The following is a 20,788-nucleotide window of genomic DNA, read 5'->3' as shown; positions in this document are numbered from 1 at the left end:
CGTACCGCTGCGCTCAGCGCGTGCCGGCCAGCAGCCGACCGGCGTCCGGCACGTACGGCTCGACGCCCAGACCGGTGAGCAGTTGGTGCACGGTGGCGGTGGCCGCGGTGAGCACCGGACGGGCGACACGGGCCTCCACCTGCGGCACCGCGGCCAGCGACGGCAGCTGTACGCAGGCGGAGAGCACCACGGCGTCCACGTCGGTCACGTCCAGCCGGTCGGCCAGCTCCACGAGGCGCTGCGCGGGGATCCGGCCGACCGCGACGTTGTCCGGTTCGCTGAGGCTCACCGCCTCGGTCACCCGCACGCCGTACTCGGCGAGGTAGGCGGCGACGGTCGCGGTCAGCGGCGGCAGGTACGGCGCGATGAGCGCCACCCGGCGGGCACGCAGGACGCGCAGCCCGGCGACCAGCGCGCCCGCACTGGTCACCACCGGCATCTCGTGACCGGCGCGCCCGGCAGCGCGGCCCAACCGCCGCTCGGCTCTCTCGTGCGCGCCGGCGCCCTCGCACATCACCGCCACCAGGCAGGCGTAGGCGAGCACGTCGCAGCGCGCGTCGGCGAGCTCGGCGGCGCACCGGACGGCCGAGCGGTTCATCCGGGCCAGTTCGTCGGGGGTCACCTGGTGCAGCCGGACCCGGCTGGCGTGGGTGGTGAAGTGGACCGTCGGGTCGACGGTCTCACGCCGGCGCAGCATCGCCGGGATCTCGGTCTCCATGGTGGTGTTCGAACTGGGCACCACCAGGCCGATCCGGTAGCCGCTCACACCAGCGCCCCGGCGTACCCCCGGACCCGCAGGCGCTGTCCGGCGGTGCGGCCGAGGCGCACCTGGAGGCCGAGCGGCGCGGCTGCGCGACGCACGTCGTCCAGGTGCAGGGAGCCGTGCCGGTCCACGGTGAGCACCGGCGGCTCCTCCAGCTCGCCCTCCGGGGCGTGGAAGGACAGCAGGGTCACGGAGGTCGTCAGGTAGCCCGGGTAGGCGGCGCGGGCGGCCGCCTCGTCGGGGTGGGCGAGCACCACGAGGTCGTCGAGGTGGGCGAAGTCGGCGGCGAGACCGTCGGCCTTCCAGTGCGCCGGCTCCTCGGCCGCGCCGGTGAGGTGCCGCGACCGGTTCGCCGAGGTGATGTAGAGGTGGTCGGATCCGGTCTCGACGAGCGCCCGCTCGAAGAAGGCGTTGGACGGGCAGGTCAACCCGGGCGCGATCACCTGAGTGGTGCGCAGCCCCCGGTCGAGCTGGGTGAGGTGCTCGGGCAGCCGGTCCGCCGCCGGGCCCCGGAAACCGAACGGCCCGGCACCGTAGAGGGCGTCCATCAGCGCCCGCACCCGCCCGACCGGCAACCGGGGCGAGATCCGGGACCAGTCGAACATCGCGGGGATCCGGTCGACCGCGGTGGTGATGCTGCCGACCTGATGGACCGGCCGGCCCTTGGCCACGTTGACCCGGCGTACGGTGGCCGCGTCCGGTCGGGTGACGATGACGTAGAAGTTGGCGAACGCCGCCGCGACAACCGCGCCACCGGCCAACGCGCGGGCAGCGGCCGCGACGTCCTCGGGGCGGTCGATGTACAGGGGCGGTGTCGGGGCGTCCATGAGTCCTCCTCGGCGGGGGCCTGACGCAGTTCTACGTCCGGCGGCCCGCACCGCGGCCGGGTTGGTCGTCGATCCGATAGCCGACCGGCCGCGGGCGATGCGGGCGGCCGATCCCGGGCCGTACCGACGGCGGACAGCGCCGGCCGGACGGACGATCCCCGGGGGGTCGTCACGGGCAACCGTTAGCCGCGAGACGGGATTGGGTACAACGCCTGCACCTCGATCCACCACATTCCCTCAGGAGGCAGCGATGCGCGGCACCTCGATACTCGGAGTCATCGTCGTGATCTGGCTGATTATCGGCGCGATCGCCGGCGGCCAGCGGGGCTACTACAGCGGCGACGACACCAACTGCGCCGAAGCCGGCACCATCCTGGTCACCATCGTGGCCGGGCCCCTGAACTACATCGGCGCCAATCCGAAGGTCGACTGCAAGCTGCCCGAGCCGTCCAAGTAGGACGAAGACGCCCGGCCCGCGCCCTCCTCCGGGGCGCGGGCCGTTCGCTGCCCGGACCAGAACCGCGCCTCCACAGCAGGGGTCCCCTGCCAGCGCCGGGACGAGCGTCACCGCGGCTAAGCCGTCCTAGGAGGCTATCTCGCCGGCCTCGGTCACGTTTGTCGGCTTGGAGGCCGGGAACGACGCGGCGTCAGCCGCGGGACGGAACACGGGAGTGTGGCATGCAGATCGGCTACAAGCTGGCCTCGGAGGGCTACGGGCCACAGGAGATCATCCGGCAGGCCGTCCGGGCCGAGCAGGTCGGTTTCGACTTCGTGGAGATGAGCGACCACTTCCACCCCTGGCTCGACGTCCAGGGCCACTCGTCGTTCACCTGGAGCGTCCTGGGCGCCATCGCGGCGAAGACCACGACCCTGCGCCTGGCCACCGGCGTCACCTGCCCGACCGTCCGCTACCACCCGGCGATCATCGCGCAGGCCGCCGCCACCATGGCACTGATCTCCGACGGACGGTTCACCCTCGGCGTCGGCGCCGGCGAGCGGCTCAACGAGCACGTGGTCGGGCAGGGCTTCCCCAGCGTGCGAGGCCGGCACGAACGGCTGCGCGAGGCGCTGGAGATCATCCGGCTGCTGTGGCAGGGCGGCTACCAGTCGTACGAGGGCCGGCACCTGCACCTGGAGGACGCGCGGGTCTTCGACCTGCCGGAGAATCCGCCCGTGATCGCCGTCGCGGCCAGCGGTGAGGCGTCGGCCCGGCTCGCCGCCGAGCTCGGCGACGGGCTGTTCGCCACCGAGCCGGAGGCGTCGATCGTCGAGCACTACCGGCGCGCCGGAGGGGCGGGCCCCCGCTACGCCGAGGTGCCACTGGCCTGGGCCACGGACGAGCAGCAGGCGGTCCAGGCGGTGCTGCAGACCAGCCGGTGGATGGTCACCGGCTGGAAGGTGATGAGCGAACTTCCCAACCCGGTCAACTTCGACGCGGCCAGCTCGTACGTGGAGGAGAAGCACGTCCGCCAACTCTTCGCCGTCGGACCGGACCCGGAGCCGCACGTGGCCAAGGTCCGGTCGTACGTCGAGGCGGGCTTCGACCACATCGTGCTGCAGAACGCCGGCCCCGACCCGGACGGCTTCCTCGACCGCCGGCGAACTGTCCGGGCGGCTGCGCGCGTCGAGCTGACGCCGTCGTCCGGGACGACACCGGCCGCCCCGACGATCGTCGGGGCGGCCGGCCGCGCTCGGGATGGTGCGCGGGTCGCCGGTCAGCGGAAGCAGTGCGCGATCGGCACCGCGCTGCCCTCGCAGTTGGTCGGCTCGTTGTCGACGACCACGCTCTCGTCGTCGATCTTGACCTGGGCGTGCTCGCCGAAGATGCCGCCCGGCTTCACCGTGGCCGCGTTCCGGGTGACCTTGCTCGTGAAGATCGCCACCGAGCCCGCGGTGGCGTAGATGCCACCGCCCCTGGACGCCGCGCCGACCGCCTCGTTACCGGTCACGTCACTGCCACGCACCAGCAGGTTCGACCTGGCGGCGTAGATGCCGGCGCCGATGCCGTGGGTGGTGTTGCCGTCGACCACGCTGTCGTCGAGCGGCAGCAGGCCCTGCACGCTGGAGATGCCGCCGCCGTTGACCGTGGAGGTGTTGCCGCGGATGGTCATCTTGCGCATCACCAGCACCGCGTCGGAGTTCGCGGCGCCGCCGCCGACCTGCGCGGTGTTGTTCAGCAGCTCGGTGTCGTACACCTTGGTCCGGGCCGAGAAGCTGGCCAGCCCGCCGCCCTGGACGGCGCTGTTCTGCGCGAACGAGGTGCTCTCCACCTCGGCCGCGCCCCGGTAGTTGCCGAGCCCTCCGCCATAGGCGTTCGCGCTGTTGCGGTGGAACTCGGAGCGCTTCAGCGTCAACACGCCACCGTTGAGCAGGCCCCCGCCCTTGCCCGCGGCGCCGGCGGCGCTGTTGCCGATGAAGGTGGAGTCGGTGACCACCATGTTGCCGTCGTTGAAGATCCCGCCACCGCCGCCCTCGGGGGACAGTGAGGTGCTCTGGGTGACGGTGACCCGCTCCACGACGGCCGTGGCACCGTGCACCACGTGCAGGCTGCCGCCCTCGATGGCCGACCGGCCGTTGTGCAGCTCCACGTCGCGCAGGGTCAGCTCGCCACCGTCGCGGACGGTGAAGAAGCGGAACGCCGCGGCATGGGCATCGCGGGCGATGGTGGCTCCGGCGCCGTCGATCGTGATGGGTTGGTAGATCACCGGCAGGCCGGCCGTGTCGTCGGCCGGGTTGCGCGGTGGCGCCTCAGCGTCGCCCGGGGTCTCGGCGGCGTCGGCCGCCTCCCGCGCGTCCCGGATCCCGCCGTCGTACCGGTCGGTCTCGTGGAACGCCTCGGTGAGGGTGTACCGGCACTTGGGCGCCAGCCGCAGCTCCGCGCCGCCCTCGGCGTTGGCAGTCACCAGCGCCGCCACCAGCTTCGCCGCGTCGCAGGGCACCGACACGACCCCCCGCTTGCCGGTGCCCGGCGTGCCCGGTCGGCCTTGCTCGCCACCGTCGCGCTCCGGTCCGGACCGGTCGTCGGCCCGCCGGTCGTCGTCATCCCGTGCGGCGGCGGTCAGCCTGCCCAGGCCCGGGAGGGAGAGGTCCCGGTCGGCGGCGGCGGCGACCCCGGCCGCGCCGGCCGCTCCCACCACGAGGCTCCCGGCCAGGAACCCACCGGCTAAGAACCATCGGGACCGCCGTCTTGGTCGAGCCGGGCGGTCTCCTCCTCGGTACGTGGACATGAGGTGCCTACCTTCCTGCCTGCGTGACGTGACCGCGCGTCGATCCGGGCGCGGGGGGCTCGACGTGCCGCCGACCACCAGACGTCACGATAAATCCGCAATCCGGACAGGAAGGTGTGAACGTGAATAGTGCTGTCATTCACCTTCAAATTCGCCAGGCGTACGCCGCGCGTACCCCCGTCAGCCGCCGACGTGGATGCCGGGACGCCGCAGCGGATCCGGCTCGGTACGGCGAATGATCTCCCGCACCACCGGCGGGGTGTCCCCCCGACCGAGGATGAGGTAGCGCAGCAGGTGCGCGATGGGGCTCCCCTCCGACCACTCGAAGTGCGCGTGTGGCCGAACCCCGGTGGCGTCGCGCAGGGCCAGCAGGATCGCGGCGATCGCGTTGGGCGCCGCGGGACTGTCGGCACGCAGCACCCGGAAACCGCCCACCTCCACCCCGCGCACGCGCAGCACCTGGCTGAACTCCGACGGGTCGACCACGTCGATCTCCAGGAACAGCACGTCGGCGGCCCCGGGCACCGGGTTCATCCCGCGCTGCGCCCGCTCCTTGACCGTGTACTCCTTCACCGAGCCGCTCTGCCGCTTGTTCGCGATCAGGTGCAGCTGCCCGTCGTGGGCCAGTGACTCGGCGATGAACCGGCGGGCCGGCTCGTCGAACTCGATCCGTACGGCGCGCAGCTCCGTGGTCCGGGTGACCCGCGAGACCAGCGAGACCACGATGATGCCGAGAATGAACAGCGCGGAGATGGTGATGCCGTCCGGCTGCTCGATGACGTTCTCCAGCAGCGCGTACAGCAGCACCAGGGTCAGCACGGTGAAGCCGATGGCGGCCGAGCGCCGGTGGCGGCGGGCCGCGGAGATGGTCACCGCCACCGCGCCGGAGACCATCATCGCCAGGATCCCGGTGGCGTACGCCCCGGCCTGGGCGTTGACGTCGGCCCGGAAGGCGATCGTGATGGCGACGCTGACCACGGTGTAGACGATCACCACCGGACGGACCGCCCGTGCCCACTCCGGGGCCATGCCGTACGACGGCAGGTAGCGGGGCACGATGTTGATCAGGCCGGCCATCGCCGAGGCGCCGGCGAACCAGAGGATGAGCACGCTGCTCACGTCGTAGACGGTGCCGAACAGCTCGCCCAGTGAGTCGTGCGCCAGGAAGGCCAGCGCCCGGCCGTTCGCGGCACCACCCGGCTGAAACTCCTCCGCCGGGATGAGCGCCGTGGTCACGAAGGTGGTCGAGATCAGGTAGACCGACATGATCAAGGCGGCGGTGGTGAGCAGCCGCCGCGTGTTGCGGATCCGGGCCGCCAGCCGGGCCTGGGAGTCCACTCCCCCGGCCGCCACCAGCGGCATCATGCTGACCCCGGTCTCGAACCCGGACAGGCCCAGCACCAGCAGCGGAAAGGCCAGCACGGCGGTGAGCAGCACCTGGCCCGGCCCGCCACCCTCCGCCGTCAGCGCGGCGGTCCAGTCCGACACGATGGCCGGCTCGGTGGCGATCCGGATCACCGCGACCACCACGATCACCGCGTTGAGCAGCAGGAAAACCGCGACCAACGGGATCGCGACCACCACGGCCTCGCGGAAGCCGAGCAGGAAGACCCCACCGAGGATGAGCAGCAGCACCACGGTCACCACGACCGGGACCCACGGGCCGTGCAGGGCGTCCGGCAGGTACGGGTTCTCCAACAGGTGCACGGTCGCGTCGGCCGAGGACAGGGTGATCGTGATGATCCAGGAGGTGGCCACGAAACCGAGCAGCACGAGCACGAAGACCTTGCCTCGCCAGAACGGCAGCAGCCGCTCCAGCATCGCCACCGAGCCCTGCCCGTGCGGGCTCTCCTGGGCCACCCGGCGGTACATCGGCAGCATCCCGAACAGGGTGAGCGCGACGATGAGCAGGGTCGCCAGCGGGGAGAGCGCCCCGGCCGCGACCGCCGCGATGCCCGGCAGGTACGACAGGGTGGAGAAGTAGTCCACGCCGGTCAGGCACATCACCTGCCACCACGCGTGCGCCCGGCTCTGCCCCTCGGTGGCCTCCGGGCCGGGTGGCTGCACCCGGTGCTGGAAGAGCCACCGGCGCAGCGGGCTGGCCGGCGCCGCCGGCCGGACCGGGCTGGCCACCCGTTCCGGCATCACCACGCCCTGCCGGCCGCCCCGGTGCGGGCGGGCCGGGTCGCGAGCGGCGCGCAGCGCCGGGTCCAGACCGGTGGGCGGGTGGCGACGCCCGCCCCCGCGTCGGGGTTTCCCCCGGTGCTCCTCAGCCATCGCCCGTCCCACCCTCGCAGGTCCTGATCCGACGGTAGGCGGTGCCCAGCGACCCGACCGGCGGAACCGGGCAGGCGGATGGCCTGCTCAGGGCAGGTCCGGAGGAGCGAACAACCGGGCCAGCGCGGGGGGATCGGCGACCGTCACCGTGGCTGCCGGATGCCGGGGCCACCCCGCGGGCGCGATGGCCCGCACCGGCACCCGGAAGCGCAGGCAGACCCCGGCGGCGGTGCTGCTGCCGAAGCTCACGCCACGGTCGGCCAGCGACACGTGCGGACCGATCGCCCGCCACCAGCGGTACGGGCCGCTCACCTCGACGCCGGTCACGTTGTCCCGGTCGGTCCGCAACCGCCACGGCCCGTACCGGATCAGCAGCTCCCGGTCGGTGACGGCGACCCACGCCGTACCCGGACGCACGCCCAGCAGCGCCAGTGCCGGGCGGAACACCGGGTCGAAGCGGAACGGGAACCGCGTCACGGCGCCGGTCATCCGGCACCCGGTCGGAGCACGGGTCGCGACACCGGGCCACCCGGCCGCAGAGGGCCGGGCCGCGCGGGCCGGGGGCGGGCGGCGGGCCGGCGCCGGGCCAGGACGGTCATGGCGCGGGCGTACCCGCAACGGGCCGGGCGACACCCCCGGATCGCCGGATCTTCCGGCCCCACCGCCGGCCGGCCCGGGGCGGGCCGGCCGGCGGTGACAGCCGGTCGACACCCCCCGGGCCGACCGACCGTTCCCCCGGTGCCGCCCGAAACCCCCGGGCGGCCGTACGGGATGCGCGGGCTGGCGGACGGGACGCGTCCCCGCGCTCCGCCCACCCCCCGGGGCGGAGCGCGGGAACCCCCCGTCCCGGCTACTGCAGGAACGCCCCCAGGGGCGAGAGCAGCAGCCGGCCGAGCGCCGCGGCGTTGTCGTCCAACCGCGTGCGCTCACACTCGCGGGCGTCCGGGTCGTGCCGGCACCGCCAGATCTTCTGCGCGTTACGCCAGGCGACATCGCGGGTGTACTCGACCAGTTCCCCCTGGTACCAGTCGTCGATGTCACCGTTGAGCATGTCGATGAGCAGCTGCCACCGCTCCAGGTAGCCCCGGCGCAGGCCGGGGATCTTGTCCGCGAAGATGTTGTTGATCTCGAGGTAGTCGTGGTGCTGGTCGCTGCCGTCGACCGGCTCCGACTCCAGGTGATCGAACGTGGTCACCAGCGCGAACGGCAGGTCGAAGTTGATGTGCGCGTTGACGCCGGCGGCCGCCGAGGGCAGTGGACGGGCATCCGGCCCACGCATCCGCTCGAACAGACACGACCAGGCCTTCGGGGTGCCCGGGCTGGAGTCGGTCCACAGTCGTATCGCGTCGAAGTACCGCGCGGCGAACTCGACGTCCAACCGGGAGAGGAACGCCGGGTCGACGAAACGGTCGTCGTACAGCCCGTCCAGGACACTGCTGGTGATGGTCAGGTACAGCTTGTTGAAGTCGGCCAACGGGCAGCTCTCCTCCAACGGAGGCAGCCGCACCAGCAGGTCCTGGAGCTTGGTGAGGTGGTCGACCACCGCCGGGACGTCCGCGGGGTGGTCGGCGAGCAGGTCGACGATGTCCCGGTGCACGGGCCCCCAGACCGGTTCGGTCATCTCTCCTCCATGGTGGTCCGCGGCACCCCCGTGCCGTCGTCGACGGTGCTCAGCCTTTCAGCCGACACCCGTACGTCGGATCAGTAGAACGACGTATCCCGGCGCGCACACGCGAAGGCTGACCGAGCGGTCGGTCAGGCGCGTCGGCTGCGCAGTTGGATCGCGCTGGCCTGGACGCGGGTGCGGACCTGGAGCTTGTCGAAGATGTGCGACACGTGCACGCCGATGGTCCGCTCGCTGATGAACAGCCGCTGCCCGATCTCCCTGTTGGTCAGGCCCTCGGCGACCAGGGAGAGCACCTCCCGCTCCCGCGCGGTGAGCGCCGCCAGCTCGTCGTCGACCGGCTCGGCCGCCGCCGCGCCCGGGGCACCGTTGGGGGCCTCGCGCTCCTCCAGCGGCACCCGCGCACGCCCGGCCAGTTCCCGGATCTCCGAGGTCAACGGCACCGCGCCCAACCCCTGCGCCACCGCGTACGCCTCGCGCAGCAGCTTGCCGGCGGTGGCCACCCGGCTGCGCCGGGCCAGGAGCGCCTCGGCCTGGCGCAGACGCGAGTACGCCGCGGGATAGGGGTGGTTGCGGCGGTCCCACTCGGTCACCGAGTTGGCCCACAGCTCCGGGTCGCTGCCGTCCAGGCGGCTCACCTCGGCGGCGCACAGCGCCAGGAAGGCGTCCACCACCGAGCGCACCGGCCGGGCGGCGGACGCGCTCTTGCGGGCCACCCGCTCGGCGGTCTCCCGCAGCCGGCGTACCGCCGTCGGGTCGACCGCGACGGTGCGGCTGGCGTGCGCCTCCGCCTCGGCCCGCAGGCCGTGCCAGACCAGCGCGGACAGGATCGTCACGTCGTCGGAGCGGCTCTCGGTCAGGCCGCGCTGCACCGCCTGCCGCGCCACATCGTGCCGGCCCTCCCACATGGCCAGCCCGGCGCGCAGGGTGAGCAGCGGGATGACGTGCCGTGCGCCGCCGCCGGCCAGCACGGTGGCAACCGCGTCGAGGTCCCGGTCGGCGGCGGTGATGTCGCCGTAGCCCACCGAGAGCCGGCACCGGGCCAGCAGCAGCTCGACGGCGTCCGCGCCGGACGGGCGGTGCCGCAGTGCGGCGGCGACCACCTTCTCCGCCTCGGCCCACTGGCCCACCCGGAACAGGCCGTTGGTGGCGATGGCCAGCAGCCGGGTCTCCCAGGTGCGGCCCAGCCCCAACTCGGCAACCCGCTCGGCGCCCCGCCGGGCCACCACCACGCCCTCTTCGAGGATGTTCAGCGGCCCGGTCAGCAGCTCCGCCAGGTGCAGGTACGCGCAGGCCACATCCTCCGGCTTGCCGGCCCGCTCGGCGGTGTCGAGGGCCTGGCGCATCACGGCGAGCCCGGCGTCCGGGTCCTCCAGGTAGGCGTCGCTGAAACCGAGCGCCGCACTGGCCAGCACCACCTCGGTGGCGGAGCCCTCCACCGAGGCGGCCAACTCCAGCGCCTCCCGGGCCCGCCGGCCGGCGTCGGCGTACCGGCCCAGGTGCAGCAGCAGCTCGGCCAGGTGGGCGGCCGCGGTGGCCCGGTCGCGGGGTGAGCAGTCCGCCGCCTCCAGCGCCCGCTGGTACTCCTCCTCGGCCAACGCCGAGCGCCCTGCGGCGGCCAGGTAGCGGGCCCGACGGATGTGCAGTGCGCAGCTCGGCTCACCACCCTGCACCGAGGCCAACTCCTCCAGCAGGGCCAACGCCCGGGCGTGCTCACCGCAGTGGTGGGCCGCCTCGGCGGCGTGCCCGAGCAACTCGACCCGGTCCACCGCCACCGAGGCCGGGTCGCCGGCCAGCTGCAACGCCACCGACCAGTGACGGTGCGCCTCGGCGTAGCCGTGCAGCCGCTCGGCCTCCTGCGCGGCGGCCACGGCAGCCGGCAGTGCCCGCGCCGGCTCGCCGGCCAGCCGCCAGTGGTGCGCCAGCCTGGCCTGGTGCAGCTCGCCCGGTGCCGAGGTCAGCGCCTCGGCGTAGCGGCGGTGCAGCCCCGAGCGCTCGGCCGGTAGCAGCTCGTGCGCCAGCACCTCGGCGACGAGGCGGTGCCGCAGCCGGTAGCCGTCGTCGTCGCCGACCAGCAGCCGGTGCGCCACCGCGGCGCGGGCCGCCTCGATCAGCTCGTCCTCGGGCAGCCGGAGCACCTGGGCCAGCAGCCAGTGCTGCACCGGCTCGACGCCGGCGGCCACCGCGTGCACCACCGCGTGCGCGTGCTGGGGCAGCGCGTCGACCCGGTCGAGGAAGATCTCCCGCAGCGTCTCGGACAGCCCGTCCCGACCGTCGCGCAGGTCGCGGGCCAGCTCCTCGATGACGAACGGGTTGCCGCCGCTGCGCTGCCACACCTGCTCGGCCGCGTCGGCGGACAGGGGCCTGCCCACCACGGCGGCGGCGAGCCGTTCGGTGTCCGGCCGGTCCAGCGGGGCCAGGTCGAGCACGCGCACCGTCCGCAGTCGGCGCAGCTCGGTGAGGACCCGGCGCAGTGGGTGCGCGCCCTGCAACGACTCCGCACGCACCGCGGCCAGCACCGAGAGCTGAAGGTCACCGAGCCCGGCCAGCAGGTACAGCAGCAACTGCCGGGTGCTCCGGTCGACCCACTGGAGATCATCCAGGATCAGCACCAGCGGCCGCCCCTCGGCGATCAGGTGCAACCCACGGGAGACCCGCTCCAGCAGGGCGCCCGCGCCGTCCGGGCCGGCGGTCTCGTCGGCGAACATCTGCAACAGCCCGCGGACCGCCGACGAGGTGCGGGCGTGCGAGGTGGACAGATCGGCGTCGAAGCGCCGCAACGCCTGCAACAGCGGGTGCAGTGGGGAGGCGTCGCCGATGTCCAGGCAGCTGCCGGTGAGCACCAGGGCGCCCTGGTCGCGCAGCCGGGCGCCGATCTCGCCGAGCAGCCGGGTCTTGCCCACGCCGCTCTCACCGGTCAGGAAGACGGCGGCGGTCTGCCCGTGCGCGCCGTCACCGAGCAGCGCGGACCGAACCGTCTGCACCAGCTCCGCTCGGCCCACGAGCGGGGCGGTGTCCACATCGCTGGCCATGGCACGCAGCCTAATCACACGCCCCCGTAACGTTCTACGGCCATCTGCCGCTTGTGGTACTCCTCGCGTCGACATTGCGACTAAAGGTTGCGTGTGGCCGACATACGTCGTTCTGCCGATCCCCTGTCGGCCCAGCAATGCCAATCTCCGGAGGTCGCCAACCATCACCGCGAGGGGAAAGGCCGGTGCGATACCCATGACCACCATCGTCATCGACACGCAGCGGACCACTCGCCCACACTGGCCGGTACCGGAGGAGAGACGCACGGTCACCGTTCTCTTCGTCGACATCGTCGGTTCCACCGCGCTGGTCGAGCGGCTGGACCCGGAGGACGTCCGGGCGCTGCAACGGGCCTACTTCGACACCGTCTCCGGCGTGCTGCACCGCTGGCACGGCGTGGTCGAGAAGTACGTCGGTGACGCGGTGATGGCCCTCTTCGGCGCGCGACACTCCGACGGGTTCGACGCCTACCGCGCGGTCCGCGCCGGACTGGAGATCCAGGCCGCGCTGGACCGCCGGCAGTTGGTCGGCGGCATCAAACTGCGGGTACGCGTCGGCGTGGCCACCGGCGAGGTGGTGGTCGACCTGGGCGTCGCGGTCAGCGGCGGCCACGGCGTGGCCAGCGGCGCCGTGATCACGACCGCTGCCCGCCTGCAGGAGTACGCGCCACCCGGCGCCGTCGCGCTCTGCGCGGCCACCGCCCGGGCCACCGCCGGCCTGATCGCCCAGCGCCAGCTGGTGCCGGTACCCGTCGGCGGCCGGATGCCCCCGATGCCGGTGTGGCACGCCGTCGGCCCCGTTCGCCCGAGTGCCGACCGGCACGACGGACCGTTGATCGGCCGTCGCCGCGAGCTGGCCACCGTCCATGACCAGCTGAACCGGGCGGTCCGCGAGCACAGCCCCCGCTGGGTGTCCCTGGTGGGCCCGACCGGCAGCGGCCGTAGCCGGCTGCTGCACGAGCTGACCCGGTCACTGACCACGGTGGACGGCGTGGCGGTGCGCTGGTGCGTGGCAACCTGTCAGCCGTACCCCGATCAGGTTCTGGCGCCGGTCGCCGAGCTGCTCCGCGACCTCGCCGGGATCCGTCACGGTGACGGCCCGGAGACGGTCCGCGACCGGCTGACCGAAGCCCTCACGCCGCTGCTCCCGCCAGCCCGCGTCGCGGCGGCGGTGCCGGCGCTGCAACGGCTGCTGGCCGCCCCGGACTCCTCGGCCGAGGCGCTGTCCGGCGCGGCGATCTGCCGGGACGCGCTGCTGCGCCTGGCCGCCCATCGGCCGCTCATCGTCGCCGTGGACGACGTGGACCGGGCCGCGCCCGCCGTGAGCCGGTTCCTGCACGCGCTGTTCACCGCGGCCACGGCGCGCCGGCTGCCGCTGGCCCTCGTCACCCTGCACCAGCCGCAGTGGGCCGACACCCGGCCGGGTCCCGCCCGACGGGTGGCGATCCGGCCGCTGGCCACGGTGCAGTCCGGGCGACTGCTGCGCCACCTGCTGGCCCGCGCCGGGCAACCGGTGGCCCTGGTGGACCGGCTGCTGCCGCTGGTGGGCGGTCGGCCGGGGCACGCGGCGGCGTACGTGGCATCGATCGTGGACGGCGCGGACCCTGCGGCGCCCCCGCTGCCGGAGCCGGTGCGCCGGGCGGTCGGCGCGGAGCTGGACCGGTTCGACGGCGAACGCCGGGCGGTGCTGATGGCCGCCGCCACCCTCGGCGGCGTGGTCTCCGGCACGGCGCTGGACCGGGCCCTCGGCTGGACGCCCGGGCGGGCCGAACCGGCGCTGCGTGTGCTCGTCGCCGCCGGGCTGCTGGTCCCCCACCGTGCCGGCGGGTACGCGTTCGCCGCGCCCGCGCTGCGCCGGGTCGCCGCCGATCGGCTGCCCCGTGCCCTGCGCGCCGTCTTCGCCGACCGGGCCACCGACGCCCCGCGCCCCCACACCGTCCGCCCGGACGCCGTCCACTCCGACTCCCCCGCCGGTGCGGGCCGACCTGCCGCGGTCCACGTCGGCACCGAGGTCGGTGGCTCTGTCGCGCCGTCCGCCGAGGTCGTGCGCCTCGACGCCGTTCGGGCCCGAGCCGGCCGCCTCGACGACGCCTTCGCGGCACTGACTCCGGCACGGCCGGCCGGCCCCGCTGGTCCGGCGCCGTCACGCGGGCGCGTCCGCACCCCGACAGCGGCCGCGCTGGCTCCACCGACCAACCGTCCCCCGGCCTCCCGCTGGCTCCGAGCCATCGCGTCGGCGGGCGACGTGGCGCCGACGCGGGCCGCAGCGGCGTCACCGGACCGGACGAAGCACCAGCCCCCGGTCGGAGACCGACCCTCGGCGCCGATCCGCCCGATGGCTGGGAGGCCAGCCGGACACCGGACGCTTGCTGGCGTCGGCGCTGGACCGGGCACGGTGCGCGCCGTACCCCGCCCACCGTTGATCCGTAGGCGGGACGGCCTGGCCGCCGCCTGAGGGTCCGCCACCGCCCGCCGAACTGCCACCGCATCGGACGAGGGTGTCTCCGCCGGGATCGGAAAGCCGCCCACACGCGTGACTAGGATTGGCGCAGTCATGCTGCTACGGGTGCTCGGGCCGCTAGAGGTCGAGGTCGACACACGCGGCCCGGTCGACCTCGGCGGCCCCCGCCAACGCGCCGTGCTCGCGCTCCTCCTGGCGGCCCGAGGCGAGGTCGTCTCCGTCGGTCGGATGATCGACGAGCTGTGGCGGGGTGACGCGCCACCCCGGGCGATCGTCTCCCTCCAGGCGTACGTCTCGCATCTGCGCCGCGTGTTGGAGCCGGGCCGCGAGCGCCGCGCACCGGCGCGGGTCCTGGTCACCGTGCCGCCCGGCTACGCCATCAGGGTGCCCGCCGACGCCGTGGACGCCGCTCGGTTCGAGACGCTGCTGGCCGAGGCGCGCACGGTCAGCTCCGCCGACCCAGGGCGCGCACGCCTGCTGCTGCGCACCGGGCTCGACCTGTGGCGCGGTCCCGCGTACGCCGAATTCGCTGCCGAGCCGTGGGCGCAGGCCGAGGTGATGCGGCTGGAGGAGCTGCGTCTCGCCGCCCGGGAGCTGCTGCTCGACGTGACCGTGCGCTGCGGCGACGCGGCCGAGGCGGTGCCGGAGGCGGAGGCGCTGACCCGGCAGGCGCCGTTGCGGGAGGAGAGCTGGCGACTGCTGGCGTTGGCGTTGTGGCGTACCGGTCGGCAGGGCGACGCGCTCGCGGCGCTACGGCGGGCCCGGGCGACCCTGGCCGATCAGCTCGGCCTGGACCCGGGTCCGGCGCTGGTCGAGGTGGAGTCCGCGATCCTGGGCCAGCGTCTCGACCTGCTCCCACCGGTGGCCGCGACGGCGGCGCGCGTCCACGCCGAGCGATCGGTGTCGGAGGAGGTGTTCGTCGGGCGGGAGGCCGAGCTGGCGGCTCTTGGGCAGGCAGCCGCCGAGGCGGTGGTGAGCGGACCGCGGGTCGCGCTGGTCAGCGGGGAGGCCGGGGCCGGCAAGACGAGTGTGCTCGCCAGGCTCCAGGAGGAACTCACCGCCCGCGGCTGGCTGGTCACCGTCGGCCGCTGCCCCGAGGTCGAGGGCGCCCCGCCGGCCTGGGCGTGGGTAGAGGCGCTGCGGCAGCTCGCCACGGAGGCACCGCCGGGCGATCTCGCGCCGGCGCTCGCCCCGCTGCTCGGCGGGGGCGACGGCGAGCCGGGCGGCGACGTCACCGCCGGCCGGTTCCGGTTGCACCGCGCCGTCGCCGCCTGGTTGGACGCCGCCGCGGTCGGCCGACCGGTCGCCGTCGTTCTCGACGATCTGCACGCCGCGGACGCCGAGACGCTGCTCCTGTTGAACAGCGTCACCGAGATGACCCGTGGCGCCGTCCTGTTCGTCGCGGCGCTGCGACCCGCCGACAACCCCGAGCGGCTCGCCGACACGATGGCCGTCCTGGCCCGCCGGTCACCCCACCGGATACAGCTGGGCGGTCTGACGACGTCGGAGGTCGAACGGCTGCTCGGCGCGCTGGCCCGGACCACCGTCGACCGGGACACGGTCGCCGCGCTGGCCGAGCGGACCGGCGGGAACCCGTTCTACGTCCGGGAGTCGGCCCGGCTGCTCGCCTCCGAGGGCACGCTCGTCGCCATCTCGGACGTGCCGGAGGGGGTACGCGACGTTCTGCGCCGGCGCCTCTCCCGCTTGCCGTCGGCGGCGGTATCGGTGCTGCGCCTCTGCGCCGCCGTCGGCCGGGAGGCTGACGTGCGCACACTCGTCGACGCCGCCGGCGGCGACGAGGGCACCGTCCTGCAAGCGTTGGAAGCTGGGCTGGCCGCCGGTCTGCTCACCGAACCGGCGCCGGGTCGGGTGCGGTTCGTGCACGGACTGGTCTGCGACACCATCTACACCGATCTGCCGCAGCTGCGCCGCACCCGCCTGCACGCGCGGATCGCCGCCGCCACCCGCCGGCTGGCGCCCGACGACTACCCGGCGCTGGCCCACCACTACGCCCGTGCCGCGTCTGCCGACACCGCGCCACTCGCCGTCGACTACGCCGTCCGGGCCGCCGAACTGGCCGAGCGCCGGTACGCGTACGACGCCGCGATCGAGCTGCTCAGCAACGCCGTCGACGCCGTCGAGACGGTCGCCGGGGACCGCGATGCTCTGCGGGTCGATCTGCTCGGCCGGCTGCTGCGCGCCCAGGCTCGGGCCGGTGCGGTGGCCGCCGCCCAGCGGACCCGCGCCCGGGCCATCGACGTCGCCGCCGCGTCGGGCCGGGACGACCTGCTGGTCGCGGCGTTCACCGCGTGGACAGTCCCCACCCCGTGGCTGACGCACGAGTACGGCGTCGTCGACCACAAGGTCGTCGAGCTGCTCACCCGGCTGCTGCGCGCCGACGGCCTGGACCCGGTCGACCGCTGCCGGCTGTTCGACGCCCTGGCTACGGAACTGGACGGCGAATCCGATCCTCGGGGTGTGGCGGCCGGACGGGAGGCGCTGGCGATCTCGCGGCGGCTGGACGACCCCGAGCTGCGCGCCCTCGGGCTGGCCGCACGGGTCCGCACCATGAGCTACGAGCGGGAGGCGTCGCAACGTCGGGAGTTGGCCCTGGAGCTGCGCGACCTCGCCGACGAGCACGGGTTGGTGACCTACCGTTGGGTCGCCGAGCAGGTGCTCGGCCATGCCGCCGCCGCGCTCAACGAGCCGGACGAGCTGCGCGTCAGTGTCGCCCGACAGGGGTGGCTGGCCGAGACGTACCAGCTGAACGAGGCGCAGGTGATCCACCTGTGCGCACTGGGCGCCCTCGCGCACGTCGCCGGTGACTTCGTCGCCGCACGGCGACACTACGACGAGGTTGCCGAGCAGATGCGGCGACAGGGCTCGCTGCACGCCGAGGCCTTCCACTATTTCTCCACGGCGACCCTGCTGATCAGCCAGCGGCGCTTCGGCGAGCACCTGGAGCCGACCCGTCGGGTGCGCGGGTTGTTGGGGCCGATCGTGGACGACCTGCTGGCGCTGGCGCTGATCGAGAGCGGACGGGTGGACGAGGCGCGGGCCATGCCGATCGGGCGGCACACCTACCGCCCCGACTACTTCGAGTCATCGCTGCTCTCCGTGAGGGCGATGGTGATCGTGGCGCTGGGTCGACGGGACCTGGCGCAGCCCGTGATCGACGCACTGCTCCCGGTGCGTGACCAACTGGCCGGTTTCTCCACCACCGCGGCCGTGGTGCGGCCGGTCGCGCTGACGCTCGGGGAGCTGTTCCGACTCCTGGGCCGCACCGAGGAGGCCGCGCGGCACTTCACGCTGGCGGCCACGGTGGCCCGCCGGTGGGAGTCGCCGCACTGGCTCGCCGAGGCGACGGCGGCGCTGGCCGACTGACTCGTCCCGGTTGCGGGATTCCAAGCCGCCTACAAGTCACAGCACACATGATCGACGTGTTCGACCCACTGAAGCCCTTGGAAAGGTCACCGTGAACCAGAAACACCAGGAAGCCATGGCCGACGTCCGCGACATGTACATGGTGCACATCATGTTCCGTCGCGAGTTCGGCCTGCTTCCGCAGCTCGTCCGCGACGTGCGGCCGGGTGACGTGAAGCGCGCGGAGGTCGTCGGCGCCCACGCCGCGCTCATGTGCCAGCAGCTACACCTGCACCACGAGGGCGAGGACATGTTCCTGTGGCCGCTGCTCGCCGAGCGCGGTGGCGCGGAGGCGACCGCCATCGTCCCCACCATGCGGGCACAGCACCACGCCATCGAGGAGGCCTACGCGGCGGTGGTCGCCATGCTTCCCGACTGGCGTCGGACGGCGCGGGAGGGAAACGAACTGGCTGACGCCCTGGAGCGTCTCCGCGCCGTGACCACCGAGCACATGGCCATGGAGGAGGCCGAGATCCTCCCGCTGGCCAAGAGGCACGTCACCGCGGCGGAGTGGGCGAAGCTCGGTGAGCACGGGTTGCGCGACACCCCGAAGAAGCGGCTGCCGCTGAGCTTCGGCATGGCGATGTACGAGGGAGACCCCGAGGTGATCAAGGCGGTGCTCGCGCACGCCCCGCTGCCGGCTCGGCTGCTCATGCCGGTCATGGCACCCCGGGTCTATGCCGCGCACGCCAAGCGCGTCCACGGCACCGCCACGCCCCCGCGCATCGGCGCCGGCACCCGCTGAGCGCCGGAGCAGGACAATCCGGTGCCGGCCCGGCAGGTGTCGACGCTCAGTCGAGGAAGGCCAGCACCCGGGGCCAGGCCGCCGTGGCGGCGTCCGGGGCGTACTCCGCCAGGTCCGGGTCGGTGAACAGGTGCCCCACTCCGGGATAGCGGAACGCCGTCAGGTCGGCGCCGGCGTCGGTCATCGCCCGCTGCCACTCGTCGACCTCGTCCGGCGCGTCGTACGGGTCCGGGTCGGCGAGGTGCACCTGCACCGCCAACCCGGGCCGGACGGACTCCGGTGCGCCGCCGGTGCCGTGCAGCAGGAGCAGACCGGCGGCGTCGGGGCGCTCGGCCAGCAGCGCCCCGGCGACGCCGGCGCCCATCGAGAAGCCGGCGAGCACGGTCTCGGCCGGCAGCTCCCGCAGGGCCGTCCGGGCGCGGTCGAGCACCACCTCCTGGCCGATCTTGTCGAGCAGCGCGAAGCCCTCCTCGACGGTGTCGGCGGCCGGGACGCCGTACAGGTCGGGGGTGACGACCCGGTGCCCGGCGGCGCGGAGCCGGTCCGCGGCGGCGCGCACGGCGGGCCGCAGCCCGTACACGGAGTGGAACAGCACGACGTGTCGCATCCGGTCATCCTGCCCCAGGTGGGCAGCCATCCGGTGCGGCCACGCGGGGCGGTGGGGTCCTAGCTCGACGGTGGTGCGGCCGGGGTGCGGCTGCGTCCCCGGAACTCCGCGACCACCTCGCCGTCGTCGCGGGTGACGGTGACGTCGTAGATGCCGCTGCGGCCGTACCGGGTGCGCTCGGTGGCGTGGGCGGTGAGCAGGTCGCCGGCGCGGGCGGGCCGGACGAACGTGATCTCGCCGCCGGCGGCGACGGTGACCGGGCCGTGGCTGTTGCAGGCCAGCGCGAAGGCGGTGTCGGCGAGCAGGAAGACGAAGCCGCCGTGGGCGATGGCGTGGCCGTTGAGCATCTGGTCGGTCACCCGCATCCGGGCCACCGCCGTACCGTCGCCGGCCTCGACCAACTCGATGCCGAGGCCCCGCGAGGCCGCGTCGGCGTCGAACATGGCGTACGCCGGACTGCGCTGTTCCGACACGTCAGCCGGCCCGCCGCTGGTCGACGATGCGCCGCATCTTGCCCACCGAGCGCTCCACCCCGTCCGGGGCCAGGACGTCGACCGCCACGCTCACCCCGATGGTGTTCTTCACCAGCTCGACCAGGGTCGCGCCGGCCCGCTCGGCGGCGTCCACGGCGACCTCGGCCCGCCGTTCCACCCGCACCGTCAGGGTGTCCAGCCGGCCCTGCCGGTCGAGTACGCACTGGAAGTGCGGCGACAGCTGCGGGGTCCGCAGGATCAGCTCCTCGATCTGGGTCGGGAAGATGTTCACCCCGCGCACGATCATCATGTCGTCCGTCCGGCCGGTGATCTTCTCGATGCGGCGCATCGGGCGGGCCGTGCCGGGCAGCAGGCGGGTCAGGTCGCGGGTGCGGTACCGGACGACCGGCATGGCCTCCTTGGTGAGCGAGGTGAGCACCAGCTCACCCTGCTCGCCGTCGGGCAGGACCTTCCCGGTGACCGGGTCGATGATCTCCGGGTAGAAGTGGTCCTCCCAGAGGTGCAGCCCGTCCTTGGTCTCGACGCACTCGGTGGCCACGCCCGGGCCCATCACCTCGGAGAGCCCGTAGATGTCGACGGCGTGGATGTCCAGCCGGTCCTCCATCTCGCGGCGCATGTCCTCGGTCCACGGCTCCGCGCCGAAGATGCCGACCCGCAGCGAGGTGGCCCGCGGGTCCACGCCCTGGCGCTGCATCTCGTCCACGATCGCCAGCATGTAGCTGGGCGTGACCATGATGACCTCGGGTTCGAAGTCGCGGATCAGCATGACCTGCCGTTCGGTCATGCCTCCGGAGACGGGGATGACGGTGCAGCCCAGCTCCTCCGCGCCGTAGTGGGCGCCGAGCCCGCCGGTGAACAGCCCGTAGCCGTACGCCACGTGCACCCGGTCGCCGGGACGGCCGCCGGAGGCCCGGATCGACCGGGCCATCAGCCGGGCCCAGGTGCGCAGGTCGTCGCGGGTGTAGCCGACGACCGTCGGCCGGCCGGTGGTGCCGGAGGAGGCGTGCAGACGGGCGACCCGCTCCCGGGGTACGGCGAACATGCCGAACGGGTAGTTCTCCCGCAGCTCCGCCTTGCCGGTGAACGGGAAGCGGGCCAGGTCGGTGAGGTCGCGGCAGTCGTCGGGGTGCACCCCGGCCGCGTCGAACGCCCGGCGGTAGTGCGGCACGTTGTCGTACGCGTGCCGCAACGACCAGCGCAGCCGTTCGTGCTGGAGGGTGCGCAGCTCGTCGACGCCGGCCAGCTCGATCGGCTCCAGCTCCTCCGGACGAGGGGTGCGGTCCTGCATCGCCCTGTCTCCTTCGCGCG

At 73.8% G+C, this 20,788-nt stretch carries 14 protein-coding genes and 1 pseudogene; 5 read left to right on the top strand and 10 right to left on the bottom strand.

From position 1 onward, the window contains the following. Positions 1-13 precede the first annotated feature (13 nt). Together M8C17_RS07220 and M8C17_RS07215 are read right to left on the bottom strand one after the other, a co-directional pair. Positions 14-766 carry an Asp/Glu racemase gene (locus tag M8C17_RS07220; RefSeq protein WP_252415603.1) on the bottom strand — a complete coding sequence of 251 codons (753 nt, stop codon included), beginning with the start codon at positions 764-766 and terminating at the stop codon, positions 14-16. Further along, entirely contained in the window at positions 763-1,590 is an 828-nt protein-coding gene (locus M8C17_RS07215; protein ID WP_252415602.1) for a hypothetical protein, read from the bottom strand. Before M8C17_RS07215 ends, M8C17_RS07220 begins: the two co-directional genes overlap by 4 nt. 250 nt (positions 1,591-1,840) lie before the next feature. On the opposite strand from M8C17_RS07215, the gene M8C17_RS07210 reads away from it, so the two are divergent. Next, on the top strand, positions 1,841-2,047 hold the full coding sequence (locus M8C17_RS07210; RefSeq protein ID WP_252415601.1) for a hypothetical protein: 207 nt from the start codon (positions 1,841-1,843) through the stop codon (positions 2,045-2,047). A 221-nt stretch (positions 2,048-2,268) separates the two neighbouring features. Beyond that, positions 2,269-3,180 (top strand): annotated as a pseudogene (locus M8C17_RS07205) (TIGR03557 family F420-dependent LLM class oxidoreductase); the annotation flags it as partial. 125 nt (positions 3,181-3,305) lie between these two features. Here M8C17_RS07205 and M8C17_RS07200 read toward each other — a convergent pair. The 5 genes from M8C17_RS07200 to M8C17_RS07180 form a co-directional block, all read right to left on the bottom strand. Further along, positions 3,306-4,817, bottom strand: a complete 1,512-nt coding sequence (locus tag M8C17_RS07200; protein ID WP_252415600.1) for a hypothetical protein — start codon at positions 4,815-4,817, stop codon at positions 3,306-3,308. A gap of 180 nt (positions 4,818-4,997) precedes the next feature. Next, positions 4,998-7,094 (bottom strand): amino acid transporter, encoded by a 2,097-nt coding sequence (locus tag M8C17_RS07195; protein WP_374557468.1) that lies wholly within the window; start codon positions 7,092-7,094, stop codon positions 4,998-5,000. An 87-nt stretch (positions 7,095-7,181) separates the two neighbouring features. After that, positions 7,182-7,583: a hypothetical protein gene (locus M8C17_RS07190; protein ID WP_252415599.1), complete on the bottom strand. Its 402-nt coding sequence runs from the start codon at positions 7,581-7,583 to the stop codon at positions 7,182-7,184. Between the two features lie 361 nt (positions 7,584-7,944). Next, on the bottom strand, positions 7,945-8,715 hold the full coding sequence (locus tag M8C17_RS07185) for a DUF5995 family protein (protein ID WP_252415598.1): 771 nt from the start codon (positions 8,713-8,715) through the stop codon (positions 7,945-7,947). 134 nt (positions 8,716-8,849) lie between these two features. Then, positions 8,850-11,750: a LuxR family transcriptional regulator gene (locus M8C17_RS07180; RefSeq protein WP_252415597.1), complete on the bottom strand. Its 2,901-nt coding sequence runs from the start codon at positions 11,748-11,750 to the stop codon at positions 8,850-8,852. Between the two features lie 196 nt (positions 11,751-11,946). Here M8C17_RS07180 and M8C17_RS07175 point away from each other — a divergent pair, with 196 nt between their 5' ends. From M8C17_RS07175 to M8C17_RS07160, 3 genes are all read left to right on the top strand, one after another. Then, entirely contained in the window at positions 11,947-14,205 is a 2,259-nt protein-coding gene (locus M8C17_RS07175; RefSeq protein ID WP_252415596.1) for an AAA family ATPase, read from the top strand. 99 nt (positions 14,206-14,304) lie between these two features. Beyond that, the gene (locus M8C17_RS07165) at positions 14,305-17,595 is read left to right on the top strand and encodes a BTAD domain-containing putative transcriptional regulator (RefSeq protein WP_305884675.1); all 3,291 of its coding nucleotides are present in this window, start codon (positions 14,305-14,307) and stop codon (positions 17,593-17,595) included. Positions 17,596-17,686: 91 nt separating this feature from the next. Further along, positions 17,687-18,379, top strand: coding sequence for a hemerythrin domain-containing protein (locus tag M8C17_RS07160; RefSeq protein ID WP_252415595.1), 693 nt, complete (start codon positions 17,687-17,689; stop codon positions 18,377-18,379). 46 nt (positions 18,380-18,425) lie between these two features. Here the strand turns inward: M8C17_RS07160 and M8C17_RS07155 are convergent, their stop codons facing one another. Genes M8C17_RS07155 through paaK form a run of 3 tightly spaced genes read right to left on the bottom strand, consistent with a single transcriptional unit; the run spans position 18,426 to position 20,768 of the window. Then, positions 18,426-18,986 carry a dienelactone hydrolase family protein gene (locus M8C17_RS07155; protein ID WP_252415594.1) on the bottom strand — a complete coding sequence of 187 codons (561 nt, stop codon included), beginning with the start codon at positions 18,984-18,986 and terminating at the stop codon, positions 18,426-18,428. Positions 18,987-19,045: 59 nt separating this feature from the next. Beyond that, positions 19,046-19,429, bottom strand: coding sequence for a hydroxyphenylacetyl-CoA thioesterase PaaI (gene paaI / locus M8C17_RS07150; RefSeq protein ID WP_252415756.1), 384 nt, complete (start codon positions 19,427-19,429; stop codon positions 19,046-19,048). A gap of 31 nt (positions 19,430-19,460) precedes the next feature. After that, positions 19,461-20,768, bottom strand: a complete 1,308-nt coding sequence (gene paaK / locus M8C17_RS07145) for a phenylacetate--CoA ligase PaaK (protein ID WP_252415593.1) — start codon at positions 20,766-20,768, stop codon at positions 19,461-19,463. Positions 20,769-20,788: the final 20 nt, after the last annotated feature.

The organism is Micromonospora sp. RHAY321, assembly GCF_023896955.1.
Classification (GTDB): Bacteria; Actinomycetota; Actinomycetes; order Mycobacteriales; family Micromonosporaceae; genus Micromonospora.
Note: the sequence above shows the minus strand (reverse complement) of the source record. Positions and strands in the feature narration are given on the sequence as shown.

Coding starts and splice junctions, on each gene's coding strand:
- M8C17_RS07155 (WP_252415594.1), bottom strand. CDS start 18,986: ATGCGACACGTCGTGCTGTTCCACTCCGTGTACGGGCTGCGGCCCGCC.
- M8C17_RS07175 (WP_252415596.1), top strand. CDS start 11,947: ATGACCACCATCGTCATCGACACGCAGCGGACCACTCGCCCACACTGG.
- M8C17_RS07200 (WP_252415600.1), bottom strand. CDS start 4,817: ATGTCCACGTACCGAGGAGGAGACCGCCCGGCTCGACCAAGACGGCGG.
- M8C17_RS07210 (WP_252415601.1), top strand. CDS start 1,841: ATGCGCGGCACCTCGATACTCGGAGTCATCGTCGTGATCTGGCTGATT.
- M8C17_RS07195 (WP_374557468.1), bottom strand. CDS start 7,094: ATGGCTGAGGAGCACCGGGGGAAACCCCGACGCGGGGGCGGGCGTCGC.
- M8C17_RS07165 (WP_305884675.1), top strand. CDS start 14,305: ATGCTGCTACGGGTGCTCGGGCCGCTAGAGGTCGAGGTCGACACACGC.
- M8C17_RS07180 (WP_252415597.1), bottom strand. CDS start 11,750: ATGGCCAGCGATGTGGACACCGCCCCGCTCGTGGGCCGAGCGGAGCTG.
- M8C17_RS07215 (WP_252415602.1), bottom strand. CDS start 1,590: ATGGACGCCCCGACACCGCCCCTGTACATCGACCGCCCCGAGGACGTC.
- M8C17_RS07185 (WP_252415598.1), bottom strand. CDS start 8,715: ATGACCGAACCGGTCTGGGGGCCCGTGCACCGGGACATCGTCGACCTG.
- paaK (WP_252415593.1), bottom strand. CDS start 20,768: ATGCAGGACCGCACCCCTCGTCCGGAGGAGCTGGAGCCGATCGAGCTG.
- paaI (WP_252415756.1), bottom strand. CDS start 19,429: ATGTTCGACGCCGACGCGGCCTCGCGGGGCCTCGGCATCGAGTTGGTC.
- M8C17_RS07190 (WP_252415599.1), bottom strand. CDS start 7,583: ATGACCGGCGCCGTGACGCGGTTCCCGTTCCGCTTCGACCCGGTGTTC.